The organism is Pseudomonas sp. S3_G06, from assembly GCF_054667565.1.
This window is the reverse complement of sequence record NZ_CP162738.1, coordinates 621,440-645,910: the sequence shown is the minus strand read 5'-3', so window position 1 is coordinate 645,910 and position 24,471 is coordinate 621,440. Positions and strand designations below refer to the sequence as shown.

Here is a 24,471-nt window from a genome sequence, read left to right as displayed (position 1 = left end):
CTTCCCTCCGACAGTAATTCAGTAAGCGCGCCTACATAAGACATTTATCTCGCCGACGCACCAATACAGCCCCGGACATGAGCCTTGACGTGAAGATCCGCATGAAAACCCCTGATCTGTCGACCCTCGAATCGGGCGGCGCCAGTTTTACTCGGGCCCGATTGTGATCTTTTTGCACCAAAACTGCACAACACGTCTACGCTCAGTGGGTCGGGCATCCGCCAAATACTCAATGCGGGGTGAACCGGTAACGTTTTTGGTTGTCCTGCGCGCCTTTGGTGCGTTGCAACACCATTGGGAGATCGTCGTCAAGCCCGCAACAAAACAGCCCCGAGGCCCCGTTTTCACAAGGTTTTCACATATCCGGACGCCCAGAAAAAAAATAACCGCAGCGATTTTGCGGTTTGTGCACGCTTGTTGCATTCGTAACGGTATGGACTATAAGCGCACCACTGGAAGTGGTCGCCTGAAGCCAATAAAAACAGTGGCAGGGTTGCCCGATGGAGATTCAAGTGTTTTGCCAGGGACTCTTTTTTAGCGATGCAAAAGGCCCGGAAACAGCGATAAAGTTGTCAGTCCGGCTGCATCGGTACTGTGAATTTGCGACATCCAGCGCTCCCTTTGCGACAACGCCGTAAAGAAGCTGAAAGGTTGGTTTCGCAAGTATCGCCAACATTGTCGGCGTGATATAAGTTTGCGCCGACACAAAAGAAAGAGCCGCCCAGATAATAAAACAGGTGGGACGGCAGTACTCTTCTAAAACCAAAGGAGCAAATCACGATGCGCGTGATGAAGTGGAGCATGATCGCACTGGCAGTTGCAGCAGCAGCCAGTTCGCAGTTGGCTACGGCCGCCCCGTTTGTAAGTGACCAGGCAGAAGCCAAAGGTTTCGTTGAAGACGCGACACTCACCGAGACGTTGAAGAACTACTACTTCAACCGCGACAACAAGAACGGTGGCCGTGACCAGAAAGACTGGACCCAGGGTTTCCTCGGCAACTTCACCTCCGGTTATACCCAGGGCACCGTGGGTGTAGGTATTGATGCCTACGGCTATCTGGCCTTGAAACTGGATGGCGGTGACGGTACTTCCGGTACTGGCAACATGAGCCGTAGCGATACCGTCAAGGCCAACGGCTATGCCCGTGACGTCAATGACAGTCAGGGCAAGGCAGGCGCTTCGATCAAGTTCCGCGTCTCCAAGACCGAACTGAAATTCGGCGACATGCAGCCAAGCACTTCGCCAGTGTTCGCTGTCGGCGGTTCCCGCATCCTCCCGCAAACTGCCACTGGCTTCCAGTTGCAGAGCAGCGAAGTGAAAGATCTGGACCTGGAAGCCGGCCACTTCTACTCCGGCTCCAGCCAGGACAAGAACGCACGCGATGGCGGCCTCTACGCTACCTACGCCGGTGTTGAAGCGAACAACATCGACTACTTCGGCGGCAAGTACTCGATCACTGACAACCTCACTGCATCGCTGTACGGCGCCAAGCTGGAAGACATCTGGAACCAGTACTACGCCAACGTGAACCTCACCACCCCGTTCGGTGGTGATACTTCGCTGAACACCGACTTCAACATCTACCGCACCACCGACACCGGTAGCGCCGAAGCGGGCGACATCAGCAACACCACGTTCTCGCTGGCAACCGCTTTGTCGTTCCTCAAAGCGCACACCTTCACCCTGGCGTTCCAGAAGGTCAACGGCGACACCCCGTTCGACTACATCGGCGTGGGCAAGAACAACCGTGGTGGCGACTCGATCTTCCTTGCCAACTCCATCCAGTACTCTGACTTCAACGGCGCTGGCGAGAAATCCGTGCAAGCCCGTTACGACCTGAAAATGGCCGAGTACGGCGTTCCTGGCCTGAGCTTCATGGTTCGTTACGTCAAAGGTTGGGATATCGACGGTACCAACACTCCAGCGGGCAGCGCTTACGCCGGTCTGTATGGTGAAGATGGCAAACACCACGAAACCAACTTTGAAGCCAAGTACGTTGTTCAAAGCGGTCCGGCTAAAGACCTGTCCTTCCGCATTCGTCAAGCTTGGCACGTTGCTAACGCCGACGAAGGTGAAGGCGATGTCAAAGAGTTCCGTCTGATCACCGAGTACCCGCTGAACATCCTGTAATTGTCAGCGGTTAGTTTCAAAGCATAAAAAAAGGCCCATCTTCGATGGGCCTTTTTTATTTTCACTTATTTAAAAGACTGACTAACAAAGCAAGTAGTTAGCTAGCAACCTATCATTGTGTCGCCGATTCTTGCACTACACGTATAACCCGCTGCGGAAATGGAATATCAATACCAGCACTCTTCAAACGATCACGCGCCTGCTCATTGAACATGAACATCACATCCCAATAATCCGCAGTTTTCACCCACACCCGCAGGGAGACAGTGATCGAGCTATCACCCAATGTCGAAATCACCGCCTGTGGTTCCGGGTCCTGCATGACGCGGGGATCCTTGGCCAGATCCAGCAATACCTGACGGGCTTTCTGCAGATCCGCTTCGTAATCCACCCCCACATCAAACACGACTTTGCGGGTTGGCTGGCGGTTGGTGTTGGTGATGATGCCGTTCGACAGGTTGCCGTTGGGCAGGATGATGGTCTTGTTGTCGCCAGTACGCAGCACGGTGTGGAAAATCTGGATGCTGTCGACGGTGCCCGCTACACCTTGGGCTTCGATCCAGTCACCGATGCGGAACGGGCGGAACAGCAGAATCAGCACGCCGCCAGCGAAGTTCGCCAGGCTGCCCTGCAAGGCCAAGCCAATCGCCAGACCCGCAGCACCGATGGCCGCGACGAACGAGGTGGTTTCGACGCCAATCATCGACGCGACGCTGACAATCAGCAGCACCTTGAGAATGATGTTGGCCAGGCTGCTGATAAAGCCTTGCAGCGCGAGGTCGGCATTGCGCAGGGCGAGCAGACCGCCGAGTTTTTGCGTGACCTTGTTGATCAGCCACCAGCCGATGGCCAGGGTAATTACTGCCAGCAGCACGCGGCTGCCGTATTCCATGATCATCGGGATCCACGCCTGGGACGCCTTGACCAGGTGGTCCACTTCCGCATTCAAATCCATGTTCTATCTCCTGATTTCCGGCTTCCCGGGGTGTATTCAAAACAACTGTGGGAGCGAGCCTGCTCGCGAATGCGGCGTGTCAGTCAACTTTTCGCTGAATGAAACACCGCATTCGCGAGCAGGCTCGCTCCCACATAGCCTTCAGACCAAGCTTAGTCGCGGAAGTTGTTGAACTGCAGCGGCATGCCGAATTCCTTGGCACGCAGCGCCGCGATGGCTTCCTGCAAATCGTCGCGCTTCTTGCCGGTGACACGCACCTGCTCGCCCTGAATCGCGGCCTGGACCTTGAGCTTGGCTTCCTTGATGTGGCCGACGATCTTCTTCGCCAGCTCTTTGTCGATGCCTTCCTTGAGGATGGCGTCCTGCTTCATCAGCTTGCCGGACGCGTAAGCATCCTTGACCTCGAGGCACTGCACGTCGATCTTGCGCTTGGTCAGCGCCAGCTTGAGGATTTCGATCATCGCTTCGAGCTGGAAAGCGGCTTCGGCGGTGAGGCTGACGGTCAGGTCTTTTTCCTTGAACTCGAAGCTGCCTTTGCCTTTCAGGTCATAACGACGATCGAGTTCCTTCACGGCGTTCTCGACCGCGTTGGTGAGTTCGTGTTTGTCCAGTTCGGATACCACGTCGAACGACGGCATGTAATCTCTCCAATAAAAAGGCGCGCTCGATGTGCATGGAGCGCGCTTGGCTTGCGGTTAAAATCGGGCTCATTATAACGGGTCTTTTCCTACCGATACGGCGAGCCGCACATGCCAGCAAGCAATCGAGCAAAAAACTGATGTCGACCACCTGGCACGTACTTGGCGCCGGCAGCCTCGGCACACTCTGGGCAACCCGTCTGGCTCGCGCCGGCTTGCCGGTGCGCCTGATCCTGCGTGATGCGGCGCGCTTGCAAAGCTACGAGGCAGTGGGCGGATTGACCCTGGTAGAAAACGGACAAGCTCATACCTATGCAGTTCCCGGCGAAACCCCGGACAGCCCCGAGCCGATTCGCCGATTGCTGGTTGCGTGCAAGGCCTATGACGCCGAAGAGGCCGTCGCCCGCCTCGCTTCCCGCCTCGCTCCGGACGCCGAACTGATCCTCCTGCAGAACGGCCTCGGCAGTCAGGACGCCGTCTCCGCGCGGGTGCCGAAGGCACGCTGCATCAGCGCCTCCAGCACCGAGGGTGCGTTCCGCGATGGCGATTGGCGCGTAGTGTTCGCCGGTCACGGGTTCAACTGGCTGGGCGATGGCGCAAATCCGCTGGCGCCGGTCTGGCTGGACGATCTGCAAGCGGCGAACATCCCCCATGAGTGGAGCGCTGACATCCTCACTCGACTGTGGCGCAAACTGGCGCTGAACTGCGCGATCAACCCGCTGACCGTGCTGCACGATTGCCGCAACGGCGGGCTGAGCGAGCATCACTGCGAAGTCGCCACGCTCTGCGCCGAACTGGCTGAACTGTTGGAGAGCTGCGGCCAGCCGGCTGCGGCGCAAAACCTGCAAGCGGAAGTCGAACGAGTGATCCACGCCACCGCTGCCAATTACTCTTCGATGTATCAGGACGTCGCCAACCAGCGCCGCACCGAGATCAGCTATCTGTTGGGCCACGCCTGCAAAGTTGCCGAGCGCCATCAGTTGCATCTGCCGCATCTGCACCAGTTGCAGCAACGCCTGATCGCTCATCTGCACAAGCGTGGATTGCCCAGCGACTGAGCAGCCGCTAGGCTGACCACTTGTTCCCCTGCTGCGATAAACCTGATGCCATTGCGCCAGCGCCTTGAAAACCTGCCGGTCGGCCAGAAACTGCTGGCCGCCCTGCTGGTGTTGTTGACCACGGTTCTGCTGGTCGCCAACCTGACCTTTATCAGCGCCGCCTACTACATTTCTCAGGAAAGCATGGCGCCTCAGGCCCTGCAGACCATCGGCCGGCTGATCGCCAATCCGAGTCTGGTCAGCGATGCGCTGGAGTCGCCGCGCAGCGCCGAGCGCCTGCTCAAGGAGCTCGACAGTTATTCACCGCTGCGCGCCGCCGCCCTGTACGACGGCAAGGGTGAACGCCTGGCGCAAGTGCAGCGCGGCGAAAAACTCAGCCTCCCCGAGCGCTACCGCCACGTCGAAGCCTGGCAACTCACCGAGTTCCGCAGCAACCAACTGATCACCCTGCCCCGCCCCGGTGCCGCGCCGGGGCATCTGTTGCTGGTCGCCAGCAGCGAACTGCCGATGGCGTTCTACACCGGCACTCTGACCGCCAGCCTCGGCATCCTGATCTTCAGCGTACTGCTGTGGCTGGTCATCGCCCGGCAGATCAAGCGCTTGATTACCCGGCCGATTCATCAGCTTGAGGAATTGTCCCGGCAGGTCACCCGCGAAGAGAACTACGCCTTGCGCGCTGCACGCGGCAATCACGACGAAATCGGCAGCCTGGCCGAGGCGTTCAACACCATGCTTTCGCGCATCGAAGCCCGCGAGCAGCAACTCAAACGCGCCCGCGACGACTCGCAGGCCGCCTACGATCAGGCGCAGGGGCTGGCCGAGGAAACCCGCCACACCAACCGCAAACTGGAACTGGAAGTCCAGGTGCGCAGCAAGATCGAGAAGAAACTCACCGGCTTCCAGAATTATCTCAACAGCATCATCGACTCGATGCCCTCGGCGCTGATCGCCCTCGACGAGCAGCTCTACGTCACTCAATGGAACCAAGAGGCCAGCGCCCTCTCCGGCACACGCCTGGATGAGGCTTTGAACCAACCGATCTTCCTCGCCTTCGAACCGCTCAAACCATTCTTGCCGCAGCTCAAGGCCACCGTCGAACAGCACACCGTGGCCAAAGTCGACCGAGTGACGTGGTTCAAGGACGATGAACCCAAGCATTACGCGCTGACGTTTTATCCGCTGATGGGCGGTGCCGGGCGTGGCGTGGTGATCCGTATCGACGACATCACTCAGCGTCTGTCGCTGGAAGAAATGATGGTGCAGTCAGAAAAGATGCTCTCGGTCGGTGGCCTTGCGGCCGGCATGGCCCACGAAATCAACAACCCGCTCGGCGCGATCCTGCACAACGTGCAGAACATTCGTCGGCGTCTGTCGGCGGATCTGCCGAAAAACATCGAGACCGCCGAGCAACTGGGCATCGAACTGGACACGGTGAACCGCTACCTGCAAGGCCGCGAAGTCCCGCAATTGCTCGACGGCATCCAGCAGGCCGGCGCCCGCGCGGCGAAGATCGTCACGCACATGCTCAGCTTCAGCCGCCGCAGCACCCGGCAAATGGCGCCGTGCGATCTGCCGGCATTGATCGATCAAGCCGTGGAAATCGCCGGTAACGACTTCGATCTGGCCATCGGTTTCGACTTCAAGGGCCAGGCGATCATCCGCCAGTTCGACCCGGCACTGGGTCCAGTGCCGGGAACCGCCAACGAGCTGGAACAGGTGCTGCTCAATCTGCTGAAAAACGCCGCGCAGGCGATTCACCAGCGCGAAGACGACAGCGAGCCGGGCCGGATCATTCTGCGCACCCGGCTTAATCCGCCGTGGGCCGAGATCCAAGTCGAAGACAACGGCATCGGCATGAGCGAGAACGTGCGCAAGCGTACCTTCGAGCCGTTCTTCACCACCAAGGAAATCGGCCAGGGCACCGGGCTTGGCCTGTCGGTGTCGTACTTCATCATCACCAACAATCACAAAGGCCAAATGGAAGTGCAGTCGTCGCCCGGCCAGGGCACTTGCTTCACCCTGCGTCTGCCGCTGGCGCAACCTGCGCCGTTGACCACCGAAACCAATCCACTACCGAGGTAACCCATGGGCTTTCGCTTGTCGAAGATCTACACCCGCACCGGCGACAAAGGCGAAACCGGCCTCGGTGACGGCCGCCGCGTTCCCAAGGATCACCCGCGCATCGAGGCGATCGGCGAGGTCGATACGCTGAACAGTCAGGTTGGCGTGCTGCTAGCCGGTTTGCTCGCCGAGCGCGCAGTGCATCCGGGGCTGAATGAAATCATCGAAGTGCTGGCGCCGTGTCAGCATCGCCTGTTCGACCTCGGCGGTGAACTGGCGATGCCGGAATATCAGGCTCTCAACGAGGCCGAAATCGAGCGGCTGGAAGCGGCGATCGATGTATGGAATGAAGAGCTTGGGCCGCTGGAGAACTTCATCTTGCCGGGCGGTTCGATGCTGATTGCGCAGGCGCATGTCTGCCGCAGTCTGGCGCGCGGTGCCGAGCGCCGCTGTCAGCATTTGAACTCGGTTGAGCCATTGGCCGGGGTTGGCCTGGCGTATATCAATCGGTTGTCGGATTTGCTGTTTGTTGTGGCGCGGTTGATTGCGCGGCGGCAGGGGGTGGCGGAGATTTTGTGGCAGCCGGCGGCGAAACCTGGAGGAAAGTAGCGCCTGTCAGGGCGCGTTCGCGAGCAGGCTCGCTCCCACATTTGCCTGCATTCTGACTGGAGAAATGCAATCCACTGTGGGAGCGAGCCTGCTCGCGAAGAGGCCGCTAGCCTCAATCGAGAATCAAGCTTCTGGCCAGAACGCCCGAATCCCCGCCACACCCTGAGCCCCAACACCCCAGGCTTTCTCGCGCTCCGCCGGCCCTACTCCACCGAGCAGAAACACCGGTTCACTGAAACCGTCGATCAACGCCTGTGCCTGCTCCCACCCCAACGGCTGTGCATCCGGGTGCGTCAGCGTCGGCTGCACCGGGGACAGGGTGACAAAGTCGACGCCCATCTGCTCGGCCAGCGCCAGCTCTTCAGCGTTATGGCACGACGCCGCGAGCCAACGCTCCGCCGGCAACGGACGTCCTGCCGCTGCGTATTTACGCAGTTGGGCAGCGGTGATGTGCCACCCGGCAGACGGGAAATCACCGAGCCATTCGAAAGGCCCTTTGATCATCAACTGCGCCTTGCCGGCGCACAGGCCCACCGCATCCACCGCCAGATCACGGTATTTCGGGTCGTAGCCGTTGGGTGCGCGCAGCTGGATCAATTTGATGCCGCCGGCGATCGCCTTCTGGATGCCGCGTAACAGTGCCGGGCCTTCCAGATCTTCCGGTGTGATCAGGTATTCGGCAGGCAAGCGCGCCGCCGCGACGATCGGCTGATTGGCCGCCGGGAACTCGTAGTTGATCAATTCCCTGGCAGTGACCCAAGCCAGTGGCTGGCCTTCAGCACCGTGGGGCTCGCCGCTGAACGCCGAGACTTCCCAGACATCCAGCAACACCTGTTTGTCCGGGTAATCGTGGCGAACCTTGATCAGCGGCCGCGCAGCATTAACGACGATGCCCAGCTCTTCGTGCAGCTCGCGAGCCAGTGCCGATTCGACAGACTCGTCAGCCTCGACCTTGCCACCGGGAAATTCCCACAAACCGCCCTGATGCTGAGTGTCGGCACGGCGGGCGATCAGAATTTTGCCGGCACCGTCACGGATGACGGCAGCGGCGACATGGACGCGTTTCACGGATTCAATTCCTCCAGTCCAGCCTTTTGCCATGCCTTGAAGGCGGGCCATTGGTAGACGGTTTCAACATAAGCTTCGTCGACCGCTGGCAGCTTCACCTGATAGGTGCGCAGGCGCACGGCGATCGGCGCGAAAAAGGCGTCGGCGATGCTGACACGACCGAACAGGTATGGCCCCTCTTCCGTCGCCGCCGCGCGGCATTCGGCCCATAGCGCGAGCATGCGTTCGATATCGACCTTCACTTCTGGCGGCACCGGGTTCAGCGGTGCGTCCTGGCTCAGGTTGAACGGCATGTGATTGCGCATGGCGAAGAAGCCGCTGTGCATCTGTGCGCAGGCCGAGCGGGCCTGGGCGCGGGCGAAGGTATCGCTCGGCCAGAGTTGCTCGGACGGAAACTGTTCGGCGAGGTATTCGGCGATGGCCAGCGAATCGGCGATGGTGCCACGGGTGGTCTGCAGCAGCGGCACCTTGCCGGTCGGCGAATGCTTGAGCAGGCGCTCGCGGGTGTCGGGCTTGCCGAGCTTGATCAGCTCTTCGCTGTAGGGTGCGCCGGTCAGGTCCAGCGCCAGTGCCGCACGCAGGGACCAGGAGGAAAGCAGTTTGTCGCCGATGATCAGGTGCAGGGACATGGTGTGGCGCCTTTTCGTCAGAGGAAACTTCAAGATTTATTGTGTCGCAACCTCCGCTTTCGCGAGCAAGCTCGCTCCCACAGGTTCTGAGGTGTACACAATATTTGTGAACGGCCGTAACCACTGTGGGAGCGAGCTTGCTCGCGAAGAGGCCAGCAGCCCGCTCCTACCGTTCAGGTCACGTGCGGTATTCAGCGTTGATCTTCACGTACTCATGCGACAGGTCGGTGGTCCAGATGGTTTCGCTGCAATCACCGCGACCCAGTTCGATGCGAATGGTGATTTCTTCCTGCTGCATCACCGCCGAACCTTGGGCTTCAGTGTAGGTCGCGGCGCGGGCGCCACGGCTGGCGATGCACACGTCGCCGAGGAACACGTCGATCTTGCTCACGTCCAGATCCGGCACGCCGGCACGACCCACGGCAGCGAGGATACGGCCCCAGTTCGGGTCAGAGGCGAACAGCGCGGTCTTGATCAGCGGCGAGTGGGCCACGGTGTAACCGACGTCCAGGCATTCCTGGTGGTTGCCGCCGCCATTCACTTCAACGGTAACGAATTTGGTCGCGCCTTCGCCGTCACGCACGATGGCCTGGGCGACGTCCATGCACACTTCGAACACCGCTTGCTTCAGCTTGGCGAACAGCTCGCCTTCAGCACGGGTGATTTCCGGCAGCGCGGCCTTGCCTGTAGCGATCAGCATGCAGCAGTCGTTGGTCGAGGTGTCGCCGTCGATGGTGATGCGATTGAACGACTTGTTCGCGCCGTCGAGCATCAGGTTGTGCAGCACCTCGCGGGAGACTTTGGCGTCGGTAGCGATGTAACCCAGCATGGTCGCCATGTTCGGGCGAATCATGCCGGCGCCTTTGCTGATGCCGGTGACAGTGATGGTTACGCCGTCATGCTCGAACTGGCGGCTGGCGCCCTTGGGCAGCGTGTCGGTGGTCATGATGCCGGTGGCGGCGGCTTCCCAGTTGTTCTCCGACAGATCAGCCAGCGCGGCTTGCAGCGCGCCTTCGATCTTCTCGACCGGCAGCGGCTCGCCGATGACGCCAGTGGAGTACGGCAGAATCTGGCTGGCATCGACGCCGGTCAGCTCGGCCAACTTAGCGGTGGTGCGCTCGGCAGCCGCCAAGCCAGGCTCGCCGGTGCCGGCGTTGGCATTGCCGGTGTTGGTCAGCAAGTACCGCACGGCATTGTGCACGCGCTTTTTCGCTAGGATCACCGGCGCGGCGCAGAACGCGTTCAGGGTGAACACGCCAGCCACGGTCGAACCTTCAGCACAGCGCATCACCACTACATCCTTGCGCCCCGGGCGCTTGATGCCGGCCGAGGCGATACCGAGTTCAAAACCGGCAACCGGGTGCAACGTTGGCAAAGGACCAAGACCAACAGCCATGAATGCGCTCCTTACTCAATGATGTCAGCACCGCCACGGGAAAGGACGGTGGGATAAATGGCAAAACGCCGCGACGGCAGGAGCCGGTCGCGGCGCGGGGTGTTCAGCGATTGAAACGGGTTTTACTGTATCTGCCCGTGGCAATGCTTGTATTTCTTGCCCGAACCGCAGTAGCACAGCTCGTTGCGGCCCAGCTTCTGCTCGTTGCGCACCGGGGCAGCGGCAGTGGCCAGTGTCACATCGACCTCTTCACCCAGGGCTTCCGGCTGATCCAGCCCAGGCGCTTCGGCGTGTTCGAACTGCATGCGCGCCGCCAGTGCTTCGGCTTCCTGACGCAGGCGTTGCTCTTCGGCTTCCGGATCTTCGCGGCGAACCTGAACGTGCGACAGCACGCGGATCGAGTCGCGTTTGATCGAGTCGAGCAGTTCGGAGAACAGCGTGAACGACTCGCGCTTGTATTCCTGCTTCGGGTTCTTCTGCGCATAGCCACGCAGGTGAATGCCGTGACGCAGGTGATCCATAGTCGACAGGTGGTCTTTCCACAGGTCGTCGAGTACGCGCAGGACGATCTGCTTCTCGAACGAGCGCAGCGCCTCGGCACCGGCCTGGTCTTCTTTCTCGTTGTACGCCGCCATCAGCTCGGTCATGAGCTTCTCGCGCAGGGTTTCTTCGTACAGGTGATCGTCTTCGTCGAGCCATTGCTGGATCGGCAGTTTCACGCCGAAATCGCTTTCGATCGACGCTTCCAGACCGGCCACGTCCCACTGCTCTGGCAGCGATTGCGGCGGAATGTGCGCGCTGACGGTAGCGTTGAGCACGTCCTGACGGAAGTCGGCGATGGTCTCACCGATGTTGTCAGCGGCCAGCAACGTGTTACGCATGTGATAAATCACTTTACGCTGCTCGTTGTTGACGTCGTCGAACTCGAGCAGTTGCTTGCGGATGTCGAAGTTGCGGCCTTCAACCTTGCGCTGCGCCTTCTCGATCGCGTTGGTCACCATGCGGTGCTCGATCGCTTCGCCCGGCTGCATGCCCAGGGCTTTCATGAAGTTCTTCACCCGGTCAGAAGCGAAGATGCGCATCAGGCTGTCTTCCAGCGACAGGTAGAAGCGGCTCGAACCGGCATCGCCCTGACGGCCGGCACGGCCACGCAGCTGGTTGTCGATACGGCGCGATTCATGACGCTCGGAAGCGATCACCTGCAAGCCGCCGGACTCCAGCACTTGCTGGTGACGCTTCTGCCAGTCGGCCTTGATCTGGGCGATCTGCTCAGGGGTCGGGTTCTCCAGCGAAGCGACTTCCACTTCCCAGTTGCCGCCCAACAGGATGTCGGTACCACGACCGGCCATGTTGGTGGCGATGGTCAGCGCACCCGGACGACCGGCCTGAGCGATGATTTCAGCTTCTTTTTCGTGGAACTTGGCGTTGAGAACCTTGTGTTCGATGCCTTCTTTGACGAGCAATTCGGACATGTGCTCGGAGGTCTCGATGGTCGCGGTACCCACCAGCACCGGGCGACCGGCAGCCATGCTTTCCTTGATGTCGGCCACGATCGCCGCGTATTTCTCTTCGGCGGTGAGGAACACCAGGTCGTTGTAGTCTTTACGCGCCAACGGCTTGTTCGGCGGAATGACCATGACTTCCAGACCATAGATCTGGTGGAATTCGAACGCTTCGGTGTCGGCGGTACCGGTCATGCCGGACAGCTTGGTGTACAGACGGAAGTAGTTCTGGAAGGTGGTCGAGGCCAGGGTCTGGCTCTCGGCCTGAATGTTCAGACCTTCCTTGGCTTCGATAGCCTGGTGCAGGCCTTCGGACAGACGACGACCCGGCATGGTACGACCGGTGTGTTCGTCGACCAGCACGACCTGACCGTCCTGGACGATGTATTCGATGTTGCGGTTGAACAGCTTGTGCGCACGCAGACCGGCGTAGACGTGGGTCAGCAGGCCAAGGTTGTGCGCCGAGTACAGGCTCTCGCCTTCGGCCAGCAGGCCGACGCGGGTGAGCATTTCTTCGATGAACTGGTGACCGGCTTCGTTGAGTTCGACCTGACGGGTCTTTTCGTCAACGGTGTAGTGGCCGGCCTTGGTGACCTGGCCTTCGACTTCCTCGACGTGCAGTTCCAGCTGCGGGATCAGTTTGTTGATCTCCATGTACAGCTTGGAGCTGTCCTCGGCCTGACCGGAAATGATCAGCGGGGTACGCGCTTCGTCGATGAGGATGGAGTCGACTTCGTCGATCACGGCAAAGTTGAGTTCGCGCTGGAATTTTTCATCCATGCTGAACGCCATGTTGTCGCGCAGGTAGTCGAAACCGAATTCGTTGTTGGTGCCGTAGGTGATGTCGGCGGCGTAGGCGGCACGCTTCTCTTCCGGCGGCTGGAACGGCGTCACGACGCCGACAGTGAGGCCGAGGAATTCATACAGCGGGCGCATCCAGTTGGCGTCTCGGCGGGCCAGGTAGTCGTTCACGGTCACAACGTGCACGCCCTTGCCGGACAGTGCGTTGAGGTAAACACCCAGGGTGGCCACGAGGGTCTTGCCCTCACCGGTGCGCATTTCGGCAATCTTGCCTTCGTGCAGAGTCATGCCGCCGACGAGTTGTACGTCGAAGTGGCGCATGCCCATCACACGCTTGCCGGCCTCGCGGGCGACGGCGAAGGCTTCCGGCAACAGCTTGTCGAGGGTTTCCCCTTTGGCGATACGGGCCTTGAACTCGGCGGTCTTGGCGCGCAATTGATCGTCCGAAAGGGCCACCATTTGCTCTTCGAAGGCATTGACGAGCTGCACCGTCTTGAGCATGCGTTTGACTTCACGCTCGTTCTTGCTTCCAAAAAGTTTCTTTAACAAAGGCGCAAACATATCGGCAGGATCTTCCACACTAAAGGGATGGAGGGCGGCCCCGTGAGTCGCCCGTGCAGCCCTCATGGCCGCATGCGAACGAGCATTCTACCCGGAAACGGTGGTGAGGAAAGTGGCGATGTTCCACGATGCTGGCACTGCGCTTTGACGGGGCTCACTTAAAATAGGGGCGTTTTGCTCAACTTCAACCCGTCGGGGGAAAGAAGTCAGGCGTTGATTTAATGAGCAAATCAGGGACAAAAGCAATGGCCCAGAGGTTCCGCAGCTTTCTGCTACCATGGCGCCTCTGTTCCTTCAGGTGTTCGATCATGGCGTTTCGCCCTCTCACGGCCAGAGCACCCGCCGTTCTGTTACGTGAAGCCAAACCGCTGAAAGCCATCCTCGGCCATGCCCAGCGTCTGGAGCATTTGCAGCGCCTGCTCGAAAGCCAGCTGCAACCGGCCGCTCGCGAGCATTGCCGGGTAGCCAAGTGGCGCGAAGGCGAGCTGTCGCTGGTGGTCACTGACGGCCATTGGGCGACGCGACTGCGCTATCAGCAGAAACGTCTGCAACGACAACTGCAATTGTTCGAAGAGTTCGCCAACCTGACCCGGATCAAATTCAGCGTGCGCCCGCCGATCATCCAGCACCGGGCGGTTGGACACACCATGGATTTGTCCAGCAGTGCGGCGGAGACGATTCAATCGACGGCCGACGGGATCAGCGATCCGGGATTGCGCGCGGCGCTGGAGCGGTTGGCGGCGCATGCCAAGGGTAAAGCCTGAAGCAAAAGCAACAGATCGCAGCCTTCGGCAGCTCCTACAGAATGAATGCATTTCAACTGTAGGAGCTGCCGAAGGCTGCGATCTTTGCTTTTAGCGGCGCTTGCTGCCGCCGAGCAGCGACCCCATCAACCCGCGCACCAACTGCTTGCCGAGATTATTGGCCGCCTGGCGCATCGCCGATTTCAGCGCCTGCCCTGCCGCCGTGCCGAGGAATTCGCCAGCGCGGTCAGCCAGGCTCGGCTCTTCGGCCGCAGCTTTGCCCGCTGGTGTTTCAGCCTCGGGCGCCAGCCCTTTGCGTCCCATCAGGATTTCATAGGCCGACTCGCGGTCGATCGGCTTGTCATAACGGCCCTTGAACGGTGAGCCGGCGATCAGCACGGTTCGCTCGGTTTCAGTCAGCGGGCCGATCCGCGATTGCGGCGGCGCCACCAGCACGCGCTGGACCATTTCCGGCGTGCCCTTCTCGGTCAGCGTGCCGACCAGCGCCTCACCAATACCTAACTCAGTCAGCACCGACAAACTGTCGAACGCCGGATTCGGCCGAAAACCATCCGCCACGGCGCGCAGGGATTTCTGTTCTTTGGCGGTGAACGCACGCAGGCCGTGTTGAATGCGCAAGCCCAACTGCGCCAGCACGTCATCCGGCAGATCCGCTGGCGACTGGGTGACGAAGTACACGCCAACACCCTTGGAACGAATCAAACGCACCACTTGTTCCAGGCGTTCCTGCAACGCCTTGGGCGTGTCGCCGAACAACAAGTGCGCCTCATCGAAGAACAGCGCCAGCAGCGGCTTGTCAGCATCGCCGCGCTCGGGTAGTTGCTCGAACAACTCGGCCAGCAGCCACAGCAGGAACGTTGCGTAAACCTTCGGCGCCTCGTGCACCAGACGGCTGGCGTCGAGCAGATGGATGCGTCCCCGGCCATCGGCGCCCGGTTGCAGGATGTCTTCAAGTTGCAGCGCCGGCTCGCCGAACAGGGCTTCGGCGCCCTGCTGTTCCAGCGTCGCCAAGCGGCGCAGCAGCGCCTGGCTGGAACCGGTGGTCATCAGCGCCGCGTCTTCGCCGAGCAACTGCGGATTGTCCTTGAGGTGATTGAGCAGCGCTTTCAGATCCTTGAGATCCAGCAGCAACAACCCTTCGCGATCCGCCACCTTGAAGGCCGCGTACAGCGCCGACTGCTGACTGTCGGTCAGCTCGAGCAGGCTGCCGATCAGTAGCGGACCCATTTCGCTCAGCGTGGTGCGCAGCGGATGACCGGATTCACCGTGGATGTCCCACAGCGTCACGGGATAAGCCTGCGGCGTATGACCGAGCCAAGGCATGCCGGCGATGCGCTCGGCCACTTTGCCCTGCGGGTTGCCGGCAGCACCGAGGCCGCACAGGTCGCCTTTGATATCTGCGGCGAACACCGCCACACCGGCGTCGCTGAAGGCTTCAGCCAGGCGCTGCAAGGTCACGGTTTTACCGGTGCCGGTAGCGCCAGCGATCAGCCCGTGGCGGTTGGCCAGGCGCATGGCCTGAGCGATGGGTTGCGCGGCCGGACCAGCGCCGATAACGAGTTGCGAGGAGTCAGGCATTTTCTCACCCAATGGTTAATCTTTGATGACACATGGCCGATACATAAATTGGATAGACCCATCAGAAAATCGGGTCGGACATTTCCCTAAGGAGAGCCGGAAATATCAGTTTTTCAACCTTGCCCATAGTGCGCGTCTCTATCAAAGCACGCCCAGGACATTAAGACCTTAGCGGAACCCCAAGCCATGAACAAAAACCTGCGCTTCAGCCATAAGATTTTGCTTGCCGCCGCTCTCATCGTCATTGCCGCTTTCGCCTCGTTCACGTTGTACAACGACTGGCTGCAACGCAATGCGATCCGCGATGACCTGAACAACTACCTCAATGAAATGGGCGAGGTCACCGCCGGCAATATCCAGACCTGGCTCAGCGGGCGCATCCTGCTGATCGAGAACGCCGCGCAGAACATCGCCATCAACCCGGAACCTGCCACGGTCGCCAGCCTGCTCGAACAGAAAAGCTTGACCTCGACGTTCATGGCCAGCTATCTGGGCGATGCCACTGGCCACTTCACCATCCGCCCGGACGTGAAGATGCCGGACGGTTTCGATCCGCGCGTACGCCCTTGGTATAAAGGTGCCGAAAGCAGCAGCACCTCGACCCTGACCGAACCCTACATTGATGCGGCCACCGGCCAGTTGATCATCTCCATCGCCACCGCGTCGAAAAAGGCCGGGCAGAGCGTCGGCGTGGTCGGCGGCGACCTCAGCCTGCAATCGCTGGTCGACACCCTCGCCGCACGGGATTTCGACGGCATGGGCTATGCGTTTCTGATCAGCGCCGACGGCAAGATTCTCGTCCACCCGGACAAGGCTTTGGTGATGAAATCGCTGAAAGAAGCCTATCCGCAGGACACGCCGCGCATCAGCAGCGATTTCAGCGAAGTGAGCGTCGACGGTAAAACCCGCATCGTCACCTTCGCCCCGATCAAGGGCCTGCCGTCGGTGAACTGGTACATCGGTCTGTCGATCGACAAGGATCAGGCCTACTCGATGCTCAGCGAATTCCGTACTTCAGCGGTAATCGCAACCATTATTGCCGTGGCAATCATCATTGCCCTGCTCGGCATGCTGATCCGCCTGTTGATCCAGCCGCTGCACGTGATGACCCGCGCCATGGAAGACATCGCCGACGGCGAAGGCGACCTGACCAAACGCCTGAACATCGTCAATAACGATGAATTCGGCATCCTCGGCACCGCGTTCAACCGCTTCGTCGAGCGTATTCACGGCTCGATCCGCGAAGTGTCCTCGGCCACCGGCCAGGTCAACGAGGTCGCGCTGCGCGTGGTCGCTGCGTCGAATTCGTCGATGTACAACTCCGACCAGCAAGCCTCGCGCACCAGCAGCGTTGCCGCCGCGATCAATCAGCTCGGCGCCGCCGCCCAGGAAATTGCCCGCAACGCCGCCCAAGCGTCGAATCAGGCCAGCGATGCCAGGGGTCTGGCCGAGGATGGCCAGCAAGTGGTCGAGCGCAGCATCAAGGCGATGAATCAGCTATCGAGCATGCTCAGCGCGTCGAGCACCAACATCGAGTCGCTGAACAGCAAGACCGTCAACATCGGCCAGATTCTCGAGGTGATCACCAGTATTTCCCAGCAGACCAACCTGTTGGCGCTGAACGCGGCGATCGAAGCCGCGCGCGCCGGTGAGGCCGGTCGTGGTTTCGCCGTGGTGGCCGACGAAGTGCGCAACCTCGCGCACCGCACGCAGGAATCGGCACAACAGGTGCAGACCATGATCGAGGAGCTGCAAGTCGGCGCCCGGGAATCGGTGAGCACCATGAGCGACAGCCAGCGCCACAGCCAGGACAGCGTCGAGATCGCCAACCTTGCCGGCGAACGCCTGAACAGCGTGACCCTGCGCATTGGCGAGATTGACGGGATGAACCAGTCGGTGGCAACCGCGACCGAGGAGCAGACTGCGGTGGTTGAGTCGATCAACGTCGATATCACCGAGATCAACACGCTGAACCAGGAGGGTGTAGAGAACCTGCAAGCGACCTTGCGCGCGTGCTCGGATCTGGAGCAGCAGGCTTCGCGTCTCAAGCAACTGGTGGGCAGCTTCAGGATTTAAGCTGCGGCGACTGGCCTCTTCGCGAGCAGGCTCGCTCCCACAGGGAAAATGCATTCCATTGTGGGAGCGGGCCTGCTCGCGAATATCTACCTTCCAACAAAACCCGACCACCCCCCCACCGCGCAATCCCGACCGAACATCTATTCTGGATAAAGGTCAATCAAGGGAGAACAACACAGCGGAGGGTTGCTCACCGTGCATATCGCCGACATCACCATGTTCTACGCCCCGGCCAGCGGAGGCGTGCGGACTTATCTGGATGCCAAACACCGTCGCCTTGGCGAGCGCAACGCCATTCGCCACAGCCTGCTGATCCCCGGCGCGAGACTGGGTGAACACGACGGCATTTACACGGTTCCGGCGCCCGCCCTGCCCTTCGGCAAAGGTTATCGCTTCCCCCTGCGCCTGGCGCCATGGCGAAACGTCCTGCAGGATTTGCAGCCGGATCTGATTGAAGTCGGCGATCCCTACCTCACCGCATGGGCGGCGCTGGATGCGCGGCGGCAGCTGGATGTGCCGGTGATCGGCTTTTATCACTCGGATCTGCCGCTGCTGGCGGGCAATCGCATGGGCCATTGGGTCACACCGAATGTCGAGGCTTACGTGACTCGTCTGTACGGCAATTTCGATCGTGTGCTCGCGCCGAGCCAGGTCATGGCCGACAAGCTCATCGGGCTTGGCGTGCGCAACGTCCATGTGCAACCGCTGGGCGTGGATCTGCACACTTTCCATCCCGACGCCCGCGACCCCGGCCTGCGTGCCGAGCTGGGAATCGCTGAAGACACCCGCCTGCTGATCTTTGCCGGGCGCGGTTCCAAGGAGAAAAACCTGCCGGTGCTGCTCAAGTGCATGCAACGGCTTGGTCCGCGTTACCACTTGCTGCTGGTCGGCTCGTCGATGCCCGCAGCGGTGCCGGACAACGTCAGCGTTATCGACGAATTCTGCCCGGCGCCGAAAGTCGCGCGGCTGATGGCCAGCGCCGATGCGCTGCTGCATGCCGGCGACCAGGAAACCTTCGGACTGGTCATCCTTGAGGCCATGGCCTGCGGCATTCCCGTGGTGGCGGTTGCGGCCGGGGCGTTTGAAGAGATCGTCAACGATTCCTGCGGTCTGCTCTGCGCGCCGAACAATCCCCAGGCCATGGCCAATGCCGTGCGTGAGCTGTTCAGTCGCGGCTGCGATCGGCTCGGTCAACAGGCGCGCCAGCACGTCGAACGGCATTACGCCTGGGACACCGTGGTCGACAGCCTGCTCAGCCACTACCACGCCGTGCTCGGCCATACGCTGCCACGGGTGGCCAATGGTTGAAGAAATGAAAGCTGTTTGCCTGGTGTTGCATGATGTGGCGCCCTCGACGTGGGCGGATTACCAGCCCTTCGTCGAGGCTGTCGATGCCTTGGGTGATGTGCCGATGACGTGGCTGGTGGTGCCGGACTTCCATCGCCACGATGTACTCGATGACAACCCTGAGTTTCGCCGAGTGCTCGATGCCAGGGTCGCCCGAGGCGATGAACTGGCGCTGCACGGTTACTACCACGACGATCAGCAACCCCTGCCGAACAACCCGCGCGACTGGTTCATGCGCCGGGTCTACACCCACGAAGGCGAGTTCTATCGCCTGTCCCGCGAAGCAGCCTTGGCCCGCCTGCATGCGGGTCTGGAAATGTTTCAGCGCTACGACTGGCCGGTGCAGGGTTTCGTCGCCCCGGCCTGGCTGATGAGCGACGGCACCCGCCAGGCCTTGCGCGAATTGCCGCTCAGCTACACCAGCGATCCGCAGCACCTTTATCGCTTGCCCGACTTCAGCGCCATCAATGCACCGGGGCTGGTGTGGAGTGCGCGCAGTGCCTGGCGGCGCGGCTTATCGAAAATCGTCAGCGACCAGCGTGAACAGCGCTGGCGCGAGGCATCGGTGATTCGCCTGGGGCTGCATCCGGTGGACATGCGTCACCGCTTTTCTCGCGATTACTGGTTGCACACGTTGCAGCGGCTGCTGGCGGAAGGACGCGTGCCGCTGACCAAGATCGACTGGCTGGCCCGACAGCGCGGACAACTGGAACGTGCAGCATGAAGCGCAGCCTGTTGTTGCTGATCGGCCTGCTCGCGGCGGTGCTGATTCCGGTGCTGCTCGGCGGCGGCGAAACCTGGGCGCGCCTGCGCAGCTTCCCGCTGAACTGGCTGTTGATCATGTTCGGCATGATCCTGCTGTGCTGGGGCATCAATACGTTGCGCCTGCGTTTGTTGCTCGGCGACCAGCGTGAAAAGGTCGCGCCATTGAAAAGTCTCGGCGTGGTGATGGCGGCCGAGTTCGCGTACTGCGCCACGCCGGGTGGCAGCGGCGGGCCGCTGACGATCATGGCTCTGCTCGCCCGTTGCGGCGTGCGTCCGGCGCGGGGCAGCGCGGTGTTTGCGATGGATCAGCTCAGCGATCTGCTGTTCTTTCTCTGCGCCCTGAGCGGGATTCTGATTTACGCGCTGTTCCAGCACCTCAGCGATCGTCTCGAGTGGCTGCTGACCGTCAGCGCCGTTTCGCTGTTTGGCGGTTTGTTCAGTTGCGTGTTGATTGCGCGTTATCACCGCGCATTGATTCGCCTGAGCGGGCGGCTGTTGGCAGGGATGAACATCACGGCACGCACTCGCCGTCGCTGGGCGCGCAAGTTGCTGCACTTCCTCGCGGCATTTACCGATACCTTGAAACTGCCCTGGCAAACGCTGGTTCAGGTTTTTGCTCTGACCTGCGTGCATTGGTTGCTGCGCTACAGCGTGCTGTATCTGGCCTTGCGCGGGCTCGGCGCGGATTTGCAGTGGGCATGGAGTTTTCTGGTGCAGATGCTCTCGCTCGGCGCCGGCCAGTTCAGCCTGCTACCCGGCGGCGCGGGAGCCGCAGAATTGACCTCGGCCGCGCTGCTCGCACCGATGGTGGGCAAATCCACCGCAGCGGCGGCGATCCTGATCTGGCGCGTCGTGACGTATTACTTCTATCTGCTGGTTGGCGGCCCGGTGTTCGTGTTGATGCTGGGCAAGCCGTTGCTGAAGAAGTTGATGAACGTCAGGCAGGCTTCTTAGGTTCGTCCTGCTCTTGCTGAAGTTGCTCCCAAAGCTCGGCGGCGCCGGGGAATTCGGTGCCGTCGTCCGGGCTCATGTCCTCCGGGTCGTAACGACTCAGGCAACCTTCACCAAGGGTGGCGGGCGCTTTTGAAGTGGCTTTGTCCAGTGGATCGCTCATGGCTTTTCCTCGGGCTCAAATGACAAGGGCCTGAGCGATTCAACGCCCAGGCCCCTGGTTTTTCAAGCGTGGCGTGCTCGATCAGAACACAACCGTCTTGTTGCCGTGCACCAGCACGCGGTCTTCCAGGTGATAACGCAGGCCGCGGGCCAGCACCATCTTCTCGACGTCACGGCCGAAACGCACCATGTCTTCAATGCTGTCGCTGTGGCTGACACGCACCACGTCCTGCTCGATGATCGGGCCGGCGTCCAGCTCTTCGGTCACGTAGTGGCAGGTCGCGCCGATCAGCTTCACACCGCGCAGGGATGCCTGGTGATACGGCTTAGCGCCGACGAACGATGGCAGGAAGCTGTGGTGAATGTTGATGACCTTGTGCGCGTATTCGCGGCACATGTCCGGCGGCAGGATTTGCATGTAGCGCGCCAGCACTACCACTTCGGCGTCGTGTTGTTTGACCAGGCGCGACACTTCGTCGAATGCCGGCTGCTTGTCCTGCGGATTGACCGGCACGTGGTAGTAAGGGATGCCGTGCCACTCGACCATGCTGCGCAGGTCGTCGTGGTTGGAGATCACGCAGGAGATTTCGCAATCCAGTTCGTCGCTGTGCCAGCGGTGCAGCAGGTCGGCCAGGCAGTGGGATTCGCGGCTGGCCATCAGCACCACGCGTTTTTTCTGCTCGGTGTCGGTGATGCGCCAGTCCATCGAGAACTCTTCGGCGATCGGCGCGAACTTCTCGCGCAACTCTTCAATACCGAACGGCAGGGAATCGGCACGGATTTCGTGACGCATGAAGAACCAGCCCACTTGATTGTCAGAGTGGTGGCTCGCTTCGGTGATCCAGCCGTTATGAGAGGCCAGAAAATTACTGACTTTGGCAACGATGCCAACGCGGTCCGGGCAAGAGATCACCAGCCGAAAAGTGCGCATGAGGGGGAAACTCCAGAACTTCACAAAGGCCGCCATTCTAGCGACTGCGCAGGAAAACTGCAGTACGCATACGCGCCGGGTGGAACAAAGCCTGGCGAAACGGCTTTCTGACGCAGGTCTTACGTCAAGACCGTGACGCTTTAGAAGGGCTTTTGTCAGACAACTGTAAATATCTGTGCTGACTGCATCACATTATTTAACTGAACATTCAAATCGCGGCTAATTCCTGTAACTCATTTAAATAAAAACCCGATCTAAATGTTTACTTGATGAAACAGCCTGACTATTATTGCGGCACTGTCCCCTGTCATTCAGCATTCTACAAAAGGTAGTACTCATGTCCTTGATCAACGAATATCGCGCCACCGAAGAAGCCATCAAAGAGCTGCAAGCCCGTCTGAAGAACCTGTCCGAAGACGACAAACTGCAAGCCGAACTGGAATTCGAAGGCAAACTGCGCACGCTGATGGGTGAATACTCCAAGTCGCTGCGTGACATCATCGCGCTGCTGGATCCAGAAGCCAAATCCAAGGCTCCACGTGGCGGCGCAGTAAAAACTACCGGCACCAAGCGTGCACGCAAAGTTAAGCAATACAAAAATCCGCACAACGGTGAAGTCATCGAAACCAAAGGTGGCAACCACAAGACTCTGAAAGAGTGGAAAGCCAAGTGGGGCGGCGACGTGGTTGAAGGCTGGGCTACCCTGCTGGGCTAAGCCGCGACACTTTCGCCGAGCGATCCGCGAACAAAAGAACGCCAGCTAGCGCTGGCGTTTTTTTATGCCCGTAATTCATTGTCCGGGCATGTTCAATTTCACAGATTCAAACGTTTGCGTAATGCCTGGACATAATTCTGCCAGTCATTGAGCACCTCTCGCTGCATCGGTGACGCACTAAGCGACCATTGCTCGGCGGCCTCGATAAATGACTGCACGGTATTCGGCGCACCTGCCTCGGGTTGCGTCAGGCGCTGCTGACAGAATAATTTCCAGCGCTCTTGCTCGGCCACATCCAGGGTCTCCGGAAAGTTGCGTGCTCGATATCGAAAAAGTAATTCAGGCAAACGTTCATCATCGAAAGGCCACTGCTCTTGCGCCAATTGCGCAGGGTCGGCCGTTCGAACTTGTTCGCATAAACGACGATCACGATCACCGATAAATCCATCGTACAACTGCTGCTCGGGATCTTCGCTGGGAGTGAAATCTTCGCTGGCATAAATCGCCGCGACTTTATCTTTCCAGACTTGTTGTGCGTCAGTTAGTCGCACTGTCCGCTCCTGATAAAGCGCCATGTCCAGCCCAAGGCGCTGCTGGTCTTGTGCGCGCAATACCGCCAGCGGCGCTACAACCGGGCAACGATTGATATGAATCAGCTTGAGCGGTACCGGTAACTCACCTTCGGCCAACTCATCGCGACGGGTATAAAGACGCTGACGCAGGGCTTGCGCATCGAGGTCCAGCAACCCCTGCGGATCAAGATGCAGATCACAGACGATCAGAGCGTTGCGATTCTTCGGGTGCCAGGCCAGCGGCAGCACCACGCCGACATAACTGCGTGCCGCCGAGAAACGCCCGGACACATGCACCAGTGGCTGCAACAGGCGGATCTGATCCATCACCTTCTGTTTGCTGCGCAACTGGAACAGCCACTCGTAGAGCTTGGGTTGTTTCTCGCGAATCAGCCGCGCCAACGCGATGGTGGCGCGCACATCCGACAGGGCTTCGTGAGCGTGCCCGTGATCGATATTGTTGGCCGCCGTGAGGCGTTCAAGCTTGAGGGTCACGCGGCCTTCATCATCGGTCGGCCAGACCAGACCGTCCGGGCGCAATGCGTAAGCGGCGCGCACCACATCAATCAGATCCCAGCGACTGTTGCCACCCTGCCATTCACGGGCATAGGGGTCGAAGAAATTGCGATACAGGCTGTAGCGGGTCATCTCGTCGTCGAAACGCAAGGTGTTGTAACCGGCGCCACAGGTTCCCGGTGTGGCCAGTTGCGCATGCACGCGAGTCATGAAATCGGCTTCGCTCAGGCCTTTTTCAGCGAGCTGACCGGGGGTGATGCCAGTGATCGCGCATGCCGCCGGGTGCGGCAGGATGTCTTCGCTGGGCTGGCAATAGAGGTTGACCGGCTCGTCGATCTCGTTGAGTGCATGGTCGGTGCGAATACCGGCCACCTGCAGCGGTCGGTCGTTGCGCGGATTGATGCCAGTGGTTTCGTAGTCGTACCAGAAGATTGAAGTCACGGGCGAATCCTGAACAGAAGATCGGCGAAGTCTAGGCGTTTCAGGGTTGCCACGGCCAGCCTGGTCGCCCTCGAACAGCAATTTCTCCAGATTCCTACAACTGGAATGCATTGCCCTTGTGGGAGCGAGCCTGCTCGCGAAGGCTTTCCGTCAGTTGCACATAGGCTGACTGATCCACCACATTCGCGAGCAGGCTCGCTCCCACACCCGAGAGGCTGCTAGCATCAGGCGCACTTGCCCCCCGA

20 protein-coding genes and 1 pseudogene are annotated in these 24,471 nt (G+C 60.1%); 11 read left to right on the top strand and 10 right to left on the bottom strand.

From position 1 onward, the window contains the following. Nucleotides 1-780 precede the first annotated feature (780 nt). Nucleotides 781-2,130, top strand: coding sequence for an OprD family porin (locus tag AB4N47_RS02905; RefSeq protein ID WP_076563946.1), 1,350 nt, complete (start codon nucleotides 781-783; stop codon nucleotides 2,128-2,130). Between the two features lie 112 nt (nucleotides 2,131-2,242). Here the strand turns inward: AB4N47_RS02905 and AB4N47_RS02900 are convergent, their stop codons facing one another. Together AB4N47_RS02900 and AB4N47_RS02895 are read right to left on the bottom strand one after the other, a co-directional pair. Beyond that, complete coding sequence (locus AB4N47_RS02900) at nucleotides 2,243-3,085, bottom strand: mechanosensitive ion channel family protein (protein WP_076563947.1); 843 nt, start codon at nucleotides 3,083-3,085, stop codon at nucleotides 2,243-2,245. A 152-nt stretch (nucleotides 3,086-3,237) separates the two neighbouring features. Then, nucleotides 3,238-3,723 (bottom strand): YajQ family cyclic di-GMP-binding protein, encoded by a 486-nt coding sequence (locus AB4N47_RS02895; RefSeq protein WP_016773491.1) that lies wholly within the window; start codon nucleotides 3,721-3,723, stop codon nucleotides 3,238-3,240. A 140-nt stretch (nucleotides 3,724-3,863) separates the two neighbouring features. On the opposite strand from AB4N47_RS02895, the gene AB4N47_RS02890 reads away from it, so the two are divergent. Genes AB4N47_RS02890 through AB4N47_RS02880 form a run of 3 tightly spaced genes read left to right on the top strand, consistent with a single transcriptional unit; the run spans nucleotide 3,864 to nucleotide 7,451 of the window. Continuing rightward, nucleotides 3,864-4,781, top strand: coding sequence for a putative 2-dehydropantoate 2-reductase (locus AB4N47_RS02890; protein ID WP_341638944.1), 918 nt, complete (start codon nucleotides 3,864-3,866; stop codon nucleotides 4,779-4,781). Nucleotides 4,782-4,826: 45 nt separating this feature from the next. Then, a complete protein-coding gene (locus AB4N47_RS02885) occupies nucleotides 4,827-6,863 on the top strand; it encodes a sensor histidine kinase (RefSeq protein WP_341638943.1) in 2,037 nt (678 codons plus the stop codon). 3 nt (nucleotides 6,864-6,866) lie between these two features. Then, nucleotides 6,867-7,451 (top strand): cob(I)yrinic acid a,c-diamide adenosyltransferase, encoded by a 585-nt coding sequence (locus AB4N47_RS02880; RefSeq protein ID WP_273527864.1) that lies wholly within the window; start codon nucleotides 6,867-6,869, stop codon nucleotides 7,449-7,451. A gap of 123 nt (nucleotides 7,452-7,574) precedes the next feature. Here the strand turns inward: AB4N47_RS02880 and AB4N47_RS02875 are convergent, their stop codons facing one another. From AB4N47_RS02875 to secA, 4 genes are all read right to left on the bottom strand, one after another. After that, on the bottom strand, nucleotides 7,575-8,519 hold the full coding sequence (locus AB4N47_RS02875) for a Nudix family hydrolase (protein ID WP_341638942.1): 945 nt from the start codon (nucleotides 8,517-8,519) through the stop codon (nucleotides 7,575-7,577). After that, entirely contained in the window at nucleotides 8,516-9,148 is a 633-nt protein-coding gene (locus AB4N47_RS02870; RefSeq protein WP_341638941.1) for a glutathione S-transferase family protein, read from the bottom strand. The genes AB4N47_RS02875 and AB4N47_RS02870 overlap by 4 nt, the downstream gene beginning before the upstream one ends. 178 nt (nucleotides 9,149-9,326) lie before the next feature. Then, nucleotides 9,327-10,544, bottom strand: coding sequence for a bifunctional glutamate N-acetyltransferase/amino-acid acetyltransferase ArgJ (gene argJ / locus AB4N47_RS02865; protein ID WP_341638940.1), 1,218 nt, complete (start codon nucleotides 10,542-10,544; stop codon nucleotides 9,327-9,329). Between the two features lie 122 nt (nucleotides 10,545-10,666). Further along, nucleotides 10,667-13,408: a preprotein translocase subunit SecA gene (gene secA, locus AB4N47_RS02860; protein ID WP_341638939.1), complete on the bottom strand. Its 2,742-nt coding sequence runs from the start codon at nucleotides 13,406-13,408 to the stop codon at nucleotides 10,667-10,669. A gap of 308 nt (nucleotides 13,409-13,716) precedes the next feature. Here secA and AB4N47_RS02855 point away from each other — a divergent pair, with 308 nt between their 5' ends. Further along, complete coding sequence (locus tag AB4N47_RS02855; RefSeq protein WP_110646619.1) at nucleotides 13,717-14,172, top strand: DUF721 domain-containing protein; 456 nt, start codon at nucleotides 13,717-13,719, stop codon at nucleotides 14,170-14,172. Nucleotides 14,173-14,262: 90 nt separating this feature from the next. On the opposite strand, the gene AB4N47_RS02850 is transcribed toward AB4N47_RS02855, so the two are convergent. After that, nucleotides 14,263-15,750 (bottom strand): helicase HerA-like domain-containing protein, encoded by a 1,488-nt coding sequence (locus AB4N47_RS02850; protein ID WP_341638938.1) that lies wholly within the window; start codon nucleotides 15,748-15,750, stop codon nucleotides 14,263-14,265. Between the two features lie 186 nt (nucleotides 15,751-15,936). Between AB4N47_RS02850 and AB4N47_RS02845 the strand changes: the two are divergent. From AB4N47_RS02845 to AB4N47_RS02825, 5 genes and pseudogenes are all read left to right on the top strand, one after another. Further along, nucleotides 15,937-16,968: pseudogene (locus AB4N47_RS02845) on the top strand (HAMP domain-containing protein); the annotation flags it as partial. 93 nt (nucleotides 16,969-17,061) lie between these two features. Beyond that, complete coding sequence (locus AB4N47_RS02840) at nucleotides 17,062-17,826, top strand: methyl-accepting chemotaxis protein (protein WP_425375757.1); 765 nt, start codon at nucleotides 17,062-17,064, stop codon at nucleotides 17,824-17,826. Between the two features lie 216 nt (nucleotides 17,827-18,042). After that, nucleotides 18,043-19,134 (top strand): glycosyltransferase family 4 protein, encoded by a 1,092-nt coding sequence (locus AB4N47_RS02835; RefSeq protein WP_341639015.1) that lies wholly within the window; start codon nucleotides 18,043-18,045, stop codon nucleotides 19,132-19,134. Next, complete coding sequence (locus AB4N47_RS02830; RefSeq protein WP_341638936.1) at nucleotides 19,127-19,897, top strand: polysaccharide deacetylase family protein; 771 nt, start codon at nucleotides 19,127-19,129, stop codon at nucleotides 19,895-19,897. The genes AB4N47_RS02835 and AB4N47_RS02830 overlap by 8 nt, the downstream gene beginning before the upstream one ends. After that, on the top strand, nucleotides 19,894-20,892 hold the full coding sequence (locus AB4N47_RS02825; RefSeq protein WP_110602535.1) for a lysylphosphatidylglycerol synthase transmembrane domain-containing protein: 999 nt from the start codon (nucleotides 19,894-19,896) through the stop codon (nucleotides 20,890-20,892). The genes AB4N47_RS02830 and AB4N47_RS02825 overlap by 4 nt, the downstream gene beginning before the upstream one ends. Here the strand turns inward: AB4N47_RS02825 and AB4N47_RS02820 are convergent. Next, nucleotides 20,876-21,052, bottom strand: coding sequence for a hypothetical protein (locus AB4N47_RS02820; protein ID WP_163018872.1), 177 nt, complete (start codon nucleotides 21,050-21,052; stop codon nucleotides 20,876-20,878). The genes AB4N47_RS02825 and AB4N47_RS02820 overlap by 17 nt on opposite strands. An 81-nt stretch (nucleotides 21,053-21,133) precedes the next feature. Then, a complete protein-coding gene (gene purU, locus AB4N47_RS02815) occupies nucleotides 21,134-21,982 on the bottom strand; it encodes a formyltetrahydrofolate deformylase (protein WP_016773477.1) in 849 nt (282 codons plus the stop codon). A gap of 337 nt (nucleotides 21,983-22,319) precedes the next feature. On the opposite strand from purU, the gene mvaT reads away from it, so the two are divergent. Continuing rightward, nucleotides 22,320-22,697 (top strand): histone-like nucleoid-structuring protein MvaT, encoded by a 378-nt coding sequence (gene mvaT / locus AB4N47_RS02810; RefSeq protein WP_016773476.1) that lies wholly within the window; start codon nucleotides 22,320-22,322, stop codon nucleotides 22,695-22,697. A 98-nt stretch (nucleotides 22,698-22,795) separates the two neighbouring features. Here the strand turns inward: mvaT and sbcB are convergent, their stop codons facing one another. After that, the gene (gene sbcB / locus AB4N47_RS02805; protein ID WP_341638935.1) at nucleotides 22,796-24,226 is read right to left on the bottom strand and encodes an exodeoxyribonuclease I; all 1,431 of its coding nucleotides are present in this window, start codon (nucleotides 24,224-24,226) and stop codon (nucleotides 22,796-22,798) included. Nucleotides 24,227-24,471: the final 245 nt, after the last annotated feature.